This is a genomic window from Saccharopolyspora rectivirgula DSM 43747 (genome assembly GCF_000497205.1).
Taxonomy (GTDB): Bacteria; Actinomycetota; Actinomycetes; order Mycobacteriales; family Pseudonocardiaceae; genus Saccharopolyspora; species Saccharopolyspora rectivirgula.
Map to the genome: position 1 here is coordinate 99,312 of NZ_AYJW01000004.1, position 7,195 is coordinate 106,506.

Consider the following 7,195-nt stretch of genomic DNA (forward strand, 5'->3'; position numbering starts at 1 on the left):
GCCCGGTGGCGGCATTAGAAGACGTCCTGCCCACTGTGCCCCGGTCCACCTAGGCACATCGCTGACAGCGAACACGTACGCTGTCGGACCGTGAACCGCCGAACGTGGACCTTGCTCTTCAGCGTCGTGTTAGTCGCCGTATTCGGCCTGCTCGGCACGTTCGCCCGAGTGCCGTACGTGGCGTTGGGGCCGGGGCCGACCTACGACACCCTCGGGGACAACGAGGGCACCCCGGTCGTCCGGATCGACGGGGAGCGGACCTATCCGACCGGCGGGCACCTGAACATGACGACCGTCTCGGTCACCGACCAGCTCTCCCTGTTCGGCGCGTTGGGCCTGTGGGCCAGTGGCCGCTACGCGCTCGCCCCGCGGGAGCTGTACTTCCCGCCGAACAAGACCGAGCAGCAGATCGAGCAGGAGAACACCAAGGCGTTCAACGATTCCCAGACGTCGGCCGAAGCCGCCGCGCTGCGGTACCTGGGCTACCCGATGAAGGTGGTGGTGCAGGAAGTCGTCACCGGCAGCCCCGCGGACGGGGTGGTCGAACCCGGTGACCGGCTGCTGGAGGTCAACGGCCAGCCGGTGCGCGACCCGGAGTCGGTGAGCAAGGCGGTGGCCCGGACCAAGCCCGGGGAGGAGATCTCGATCCGGCTGCAGCGCGGGGAAGAACGGCCGAGCGAGGTCCAGGTGGAGCTCGCCGACCACCCGCGCCAGCCGGGTCGCGGCTTCATCGGGGTGGCGCCGGCGGAGCGGCCCGACGTCGACTTCGACATCGAGATCAGCCTGGCCGACGTCGGCGGCCCCTCCGCAGGGCTGATGTTCGCCCTGGCCATCGTGGACAAGCTCACTCCGGGCGAGATCAACGGCGGCCACTTCGTCGCCGGCACCGGGGAGATCGACGCCGCCGGCAACGTCGGACCGATCGGCGGCATCAACTTCAAGATGGTGCAGGCCCGCGAAGCCGGGGCCGAGCTCTTCCTGGTCCCGGAGAAGAACTGCGCCGAGGCCAAGGCCCAAGCACCGGAGGGGTTGGAGCTGGTCAAGGTGGCCACCCTCGACGACGCGGTCAAGAACCTGGAGAAGTACCGCTCCGGGCTGGAGCCCGACCACTGCTGACGCCTAGTCGGCGAAGGTGGCCAGCAGCGCCTTGGTCAGATTGGGGGCCAACGACGGGTCCTGGATGAGCTCGCCACCGGTCTGCTCGGGGTCGCGCAGCCGCAGCAGGCACGTCTGCCCGCCGCTGCGCAGCACCGCGGCCACCAGCCGGGCCTCTTGGCGCTGCGGGTGCTGGGCGGCGGCCTGCCGCGCTTGCTCCGCGTCCGTCGGCAGTTCCGCTTCGGCTTCCGGGGGCAGCACCACGATCTCCTGCGCCACCGCGCAGCCGGCGACCTGCTCCGGCCAAGCGATCTGGGCCAGCGCTTCGCCCAGGTCCTCGTTCGGCAGCGCTTCCTGGGCGACCGGGGTGAGCGGAGCGCTCTGGTCGAGCTGGTCGGCCAGTTCCGGTTCAGCGGCCAGCAGCTCGCTGGTGGGCACCAGGGCGAACACCTGGGCCGGTTGGTCCCAGCCGGCGTTGCCGACGAACTCCTCGATCTCCCGGGCGGCGGCGGGCAGCGCGGCCGACAATTCTTCGGCGGTGGGCGATGGCATGCATGCCATGGTCGCATTGCCGAGCATCGCCCTGTCCACCCCCGCGCGGGTGGCGGACCCCGGATCGATATCCGGTTCGTCCATTTCGTGAACCCGTTCGGAGGAACTTTTCGGCTCCACGTAGAGTTGGACATCACGTGGGCGGCCGTGGCGACCACCATGGCTGCCGGTTGAGGTCCCGCTGATCGTCGCCAGGAGTGTGCGCTGTGGCCATGCGGCCCCCGGTAGGAATGCCGAAGTTGTCCCGGCGGAACCGGATCCTGCTGATCCTGGGTGGAATCCTGCTGGTCGCCCTGATCGCGGGATCACGTCTGCTGGGCACCTATGTGGACTGGCTGTGGTACGGCGAGGTCGGCTACCGACAGGTCTTCACCACCCAGTTGGTGACCCGGCTGGGGCTGGGCCTGGCAGTGGCCGTCTTCATCTTCGCGGTTCTGCTGCTGAACCTGTGGTTGGCGTATCGGAACCGGCCGGTGTTCGTGCCGGTCAGCGGTCCTGACGATCCGCTGGCGCGGTACCGCACGGTCACCACCGAGCGGTCCCGGCTGTTCGGGCTGGGCATCCCGATCGTGGTCGGTGTCATCTCCGGTCTGGCGGCGCAGGCCGACTGGCAGACCCTCCAGCTGTTCCTCAACAGCGTGCCGTTCGGCAAGACCGACCCGGAGTTCGGCAAGGACATCAGCTTCTACACGTTCGAGCTGCCGTTCTGGCGCTTCCTGCTGGCCTGGGGCTTCGTCGCCGTTGTGATCAGCTTCATCGGCGCCCTGATCACCCACTACATCTTCGGCGGCATCCGGTTGGCCGGCCGCTCCGGGCAGCTGTCGATGCCGGCCCGGGTGCAGTTGGCCGTCCTGGCCGGGGTGTTCGTGCTGCTGAAGGCGGTGGACTACTTCCTGGCCCGCTACGACCTGCTGCTGTCGCAGCGGAACTCGCTGTTCACCGGCGCCAGCTACACCGACTTGAACGCGGTGATGCCCGCCAAGTTGATCCTGATGTTCATCTCGATCTTCTGCGGGATCGCCTTCTTCGCCGCGATCTTCCTGCGCAACCTGCAGATCCCGGCGCTGGCCACGGTGCTGCTGGTGCTGTCCAGCGTGATCGTCGGGGCGATCTGGCCGGCGCTGCTGGAGCAGTTCTCGGTGCGGCCGAACGCCAACCAGAAGGAAGCCGAGTCGATCAGTCGCAACTTGGCGGCCACCAAGGACGCTTTCGCCATCGGCCCGGACGAGGTCGAGTTCATCGACTACCCGGGGCGCACCCAGCTGGAGCCGTCCGAAGTCGCCGCGGACAAGGGATCGATCCCGAACATCCGCCTGCTGGACCCCAGCGTCCTGTCGGACACCTTCACCCAGCTGACCCAGCAGTACAACTTCTACGGCTTCACCGACAAGCTCGACATCGACCGCTACCGGGACGAGAACGGCGAGCTGCAGGACTACCTGGTGGCGGTGCGCGAGATCAACACCGACCGGTTGGCCGCCAACCAGCAGTCGTGGATCAACCGGCACATGGTGTACACCCACGGCAACGGTTTCGTGAGCGCCCCGGCCGACCGGGTGGACTCCACCCTGGAGGAAGGCGCCACCGAGGGCGGCTACCCGGTCTTCTCCATCAGCGACGTGGCCAACGACGGCCAGGGCGAGATCCCGGTCGAGCAGCCCCGCATCTACTACGGCGAACTGGTCACCGACTACGCCATCGTGGGCGGCTCCCCGGGGGACGCGCCGCGCGAGTACGACACCGACACCCAGCAGTACACCTACACCGGCCAGGGCGGTGTGCCGTTGGGCAACCTGTTCCAGCGCCTGGTCTTCGCCGCCTACTACGGCGAGCGCAACATCCTGTTCAACCAGGCCATCGGTTCCGAGTCGAAGATCATGTACGAGCGGAACCCGCGGGACCGGGTGCAGAAGGTCGCCCCGTGGCTGAAGTTGGACGGTGACCCGTACCCGGCGGTCATCGACGGTCGGATCAAGTGGATCGTCGACGGCTACACCACGCTCAACAACTACCCGTACTCGCGGTTGACCGAGTTCGGCACCGCCACCCAGGACAGTCTGGTCGGTGTGGAGCGCCAGCCGAACCAGGAGATCAACTACATCCGGAACTCGGTGAAGGCCACGGTGGACGCCTACGACGGCACCGTGACGCTCTACGCGGTGGACGAGGAGGACCCGGTCCTCAAGGCGTGGCGGGGGGTTTTCCCGGACTTGGTGAAGCCCTCCAGCGAGATCTCGCCGGAGCTGCGGGAGCACTTCCGCTACCCGGAGGACCTGTTCAAGGTCCAGCGCAAGCTGCTGACCGAGTACCACGTCACCGACCCCGGGGACTTCTTCGCCAACCGCACGTTCTGGGAGGTTCCGGCGGACCCGACCGCGGCGCAGGGCACCGAGGGCTCGCCGCAGCCGCCGTACTACGTGATCGCCCAGATCCCGGGGCAGGACCGGCCGCAGTTCCAGCTGACCAGTGCGCTGACCCAGCTGCGGCGGCAGAACTTGGCGGCCTGGGTCTCGGCGTCGTCGGATCCGGAGGAGTACGGCAAGTTGACGGTCCTCAGGTTGCCGACGAACACCCAGACCCCGGGGCCCAACCAGGTCCAGAACCAGATGGAGTCCACACCGGAGGTCACCGAGAACCGCACGCTGTTCAACAACCCGAACGTGACGGCGATTTTCGGCAACCTGCTGACCCTGCCGGTCGCCGGCGGTCTGCTCTACGTGGAGCCCATCTACATCCAGCGGAACGAGCCGGATTCGTATCCGCAGTTGGCTCGTGTGCTGGTGTCGTTCGGTGGCCGGGTCGGGTTCGCCGAGACGCTGGAAGGCGCGTTGGAGGAAGTGTTCGGCCCCGGTGCCGGGCAGGCCGCCAGCACGGAGGACGGTTCCGAGCAGCAGCAGCCGCAGCGCCCGGAGCGGCCGGGCCAGCAGCCGCCGCCTCCGTCGGACCAGGACCAGCAGGCCAGCCCGGAACTGCAGCGGGCGGTCTCGGACATCCAGTCGGCGCTGGAGCACCTGCGCCGTGCTCAGCAGGCCGGTGACTTCGGCGACATCGGCGCGGCGTACCAGGAGCTGGACGCGGCCATCCGGCGCTTCGAACAGGCCCAGGGCGGCTGAGCGAGTTGAGCGCAGCTGTGGCGGCGGGGAATCCCCGCCGCCACAGTTTTTCGGTGAGCCGTTCGGTGGAAAATGCGATACGTCACTTTTACCGGGGCGGGATTTGCACTAAGGTTCTTCGGCCCGTAAAGTGGATGTTGCCGACGCGGGGTGGAGCAGCTCGGTAGCTCGCTGGGCTCATAACCCAGAGGTCGCAGGTTCGAATCCTGCCCCCGCTACTGAAGAAAGGCCCTCGCTGTGCGCGGGGGCCTTTCGTCATGCCGGCGGTCGGGCCGTCCCGTCGCGGACCTCGCCGGCCGGATCGTCCGGCGTGGCCGGTGGGGGCGCGAGCTGCGGTTTCCAGCTCGGGGCACCCCCCCCTGTGCGCCCCGGTTTCCGGGGCGTGTACAGTTATGGGCAGAACAGAAAACGACGCGGGGTGGAGCAGCTCGGTAGCTCGCTGGGCTCATAACCCAGAGGTCGCAGGTTCGAATCCTGCCCCCGCTACTGAGGAAGGGCCCGGCTGCAGCCGGGCCCTTTTCACGTGGTCAGGACCGGCTCGCCCAGGTGTGGGCGCACTCCGGTGAGCAGATGCGCTGCGCGCGGCGCACCACTTCGTTGCGCTGCAGCGGCCGCCCGCAGATCATGCAGCTGTCCGCGGGATCGTCCGGGCGCACCGGGGTCAGGGGTTCTTCGGTCCCGGTGTCGGGGGGCCGGTGGTCGGCGTTCTCGCGTCCGGACCAGCGCACTGCTAGCACCTCCCTGGCGGCCCGTGGTGGCCGCAGATCAGCCGGTTGTCTGCAGCGTGCTCATTTCTCCCCCGCCGTGGCAGAGGCTTTCGGTGATAGCACCTTTTTGTGTGGCGAAGAACCCCCGTTCGAGCGAATGAAGGGGGCATGGGAAAGCGCTGAGCACCTGATGGGTGGTGTTGGAGTGCTGGGAGTGACGGATGATTACCTGTGGTGATCCACAAGCCGTCCGATCTCGCACTAATGGCCCAACGGTTCGTCCACTTGGACCAGTTGACTGCAACCACAGTGGACAGATTTAGCGACCATTGTGGACAGCATCGCGTTTACGTGGCACGGTTGTCACTGTGACCGAGCTGAATTCGACATCTGCAGCCTTGTTGGGGCTACTGCACGAAGGTCCGAAGACTGGTGGACAGCTGGTGGCTGCGGCCGCCGAGCGCTTCAACGGCTTCTTCAGCGTGACCCGCAGCCAGGTCTACCGGGAGCTGCCCGCGCTGGCCGAGCAGGGGCTGCTGCGGCTGGGGAAGCAGGGGCCGCGGTCCAGCCAGCAGTACGCGATCACGGCGGCCGGCAAGCGGGCGTTCAAGGCCTGGCTGAACACCGAGCCGGGGCCGGACAACGTCCGCAGCCCGCTGATCCTGCGCCTGGTCTACTCCGGTTCCCTGACGCCCAGGCAGCGGGCGAACCTGGTGCAGTCGGCCCGGGAGCAGTACGTGGAACAACTGGACGAGGCCAGGGCCAGGGCGAAGGCGGCGGACAACCCGTACGAGAAGGCCGCGGCCGACTTCACCGTCGCCTACAACCGGGCCGTCATCAAAATGCTGGACGCCATTCCGGAGTGACCCCGGGGGTTGCGGCAGCCCGGCACGCCGAGGACCGGGCTGCCGCAGAACTCCAGCGGTACCGGTGAAGTACCCTGGAGGTTGTGAATCCCGACGTCGCCGCTGAGCTGAAGGAACTGGCCAGCACTCTCGAGGGCATCGAGAGTGTGATGGATCTGGACTCGCTGCGAGCCAAGATCGCGGAGTTGGAGGCCGAGGCCGCCAAGCCCGACCTCTGGGATGACGTCGAACACGCGCAGCGGGTGAACAGCCAGCTCGTGCACCGCCAGGCGGAGCTGCGCAAGGTCACCGAGCTGCGGCAGCGCCTGGAAGACCTCGAGGTGCTCTACGAGCTCAGTGAGGCGGAGGGCGATTCCGCCGGTCTGGCCGAGGCGGACGAGGAGCGCGCCCGGCTGAAGAAGGACCTCGAGTCGCTGGAGGTCCGCACCCTCCTCTCCGGGGAGTACGACGAGCGCGAGGCGATGGTCACCATTCGCGCCGAGGCCGGTGGGGTGGACGCCGCGGACTTCGCGCAGATGCTGATGCGCATGTACCTGCGCTGGGCGGAGCGGCACGAGTACCCGGTGGAGATCTACGACACCTCCTACGCGGAGGAGGCCGGCTTGAAGTCGGCCACGTTCCGGGTCAACGTCCCCTACGCCTACGGGACGCTCTCCGTGGAGCAGGGCACCCACCGCCTGGTGCGCATCTCCCCCTTCGACAACCAGGGGCGCCGCCAGACGTCCTTCGCCGGTGTCGAGGTGCTCCCGGTGGTGGAGGAGACCGACCACGTCGAGATCCCGGAGAAGGACATCCGGGTGGACGTCTTCCGGTCCTCCGGCCCGGGTGGGCAGAGCGTGAACACCACCGACTCCGCGGTGCG

At 67.8% G+C, this 7,195-nt stretch carries 6 protein-coding genes and 2 tRNA genes; 6 read left to right on the forward strand and 2 right to left on the reverse strand.

Features of this window, described 5'->3' with window-relative positions; all coding sequences use genetic code 11:
* Nucleotides 1–126 precede the first annotated feature (126 nt).
* Nucleotides 127–1,116, forward strand: coding sequence for a YlbL family protein (locus tag SREC43747_RS0102335; protein WP_236622984.1), 990 nt, complete (start codon nt 127–129; stop codon nt 1,114–1,116).
* 3 nt (nt 1,117–1,119) lie between these two features.
* Here SREC43747_RS0102335 and SREC43747_RS0102340 read toward each other — a convergent pair whose 3' ends face one another.
* The gene (locus SREC43747_RS0102340) at nt 1,120–1,647 is read right to left on the reverse strand and encodes a PPA1309 family protein (RefSeq protein WP_029719551.1); all 528 of its coding nucleotides are present in this window, start codon (nt 1,645–1,647) and stop codon (nt 1,120–1,122) included.
* A gap of 212 nt (nt 1,648–1,859) precedes the next feature.
* Here SREC43747_RS0102340 and SREC43747_RS0102345 point away from each other — a divergent pair, with 212 nt between their 5' ends.
* The 3 genes from SREC43747_RS0102345 to SREC43747_RS0102355 all read left to right on the forward strand — a co-directional run bounded on the left by SREC43747_RS0102345 (nt 1,860) and on the right by SREC43747_RS0102355 (nt 5,246).
* A complete protein-coding gene (locus SREC43747_RS0102345; RefSeq protein ID WP_081722391.1) occupies nt 1,860–4,760 on the forward strand; it encodes a UPF0182 family protein in 2,901 nt (966 codons plus the stop codon).
* 144 nt (nt 4,761–4,904) lie between these two features.
* A tRNA-Met gene (locus tag SREC43747_RS0102350) sits at nt 4,905–4,978 on the forward strand.
* A 194-nt stretch (nt 4,979–5,172) separates the two neighbouring features.
* Nucleotides 5,173–5,246: transfer RNA gene (locus tag SREC43747_RS0102355), tRNA-Met, on the forward strand.
* A 41-nt stretch (nt 5,247–5,287) separates the two neighbouring features.
* On the opposite strand, the gene SREC43747_RS0102360 is transcribed toward SREC43747_RS0102355, so the two are convergent.
* The gene (locus tag SREC43747_RS0102360; RefSeq protein WP_029719553.1) at nt 5,288–5,488 is read right to left on the reverse strand and encodes a hypothetical protein; all 201 of its coding nucleotides are present in this window, start codon (nt 5,486–5,488) and stop codon (nt 5,288–5,290) included.
* A gap of 347 nt (nt 5,489–5,835) precedes the next feature.
* Between SREC43747_RS0102360 and SREC43747_RS0102365 the strand changes: the two genes are divergently transcribed.
* Nucleotides 5,836–6,333, forward strand: a complete 498-nt coding sequence (locus SREC43747_RS0102365) for a PadR family transcriptional regulator (protein ID WP_029719554.1) — start codon at nt 5,836–5,838, stop codon at nt 6,331–6,333.
* An 83-nt stretch (nt 6,334–6,416) separates the two neighbouring features.
* Nucleotides 6,417–7,195: PCRF domain-containing protein (locus SREC43747_RS0102370; protein ID WP_029719555.1), on the forward strand; the 779-nt coding region annotated here is incomplete at its 3' end.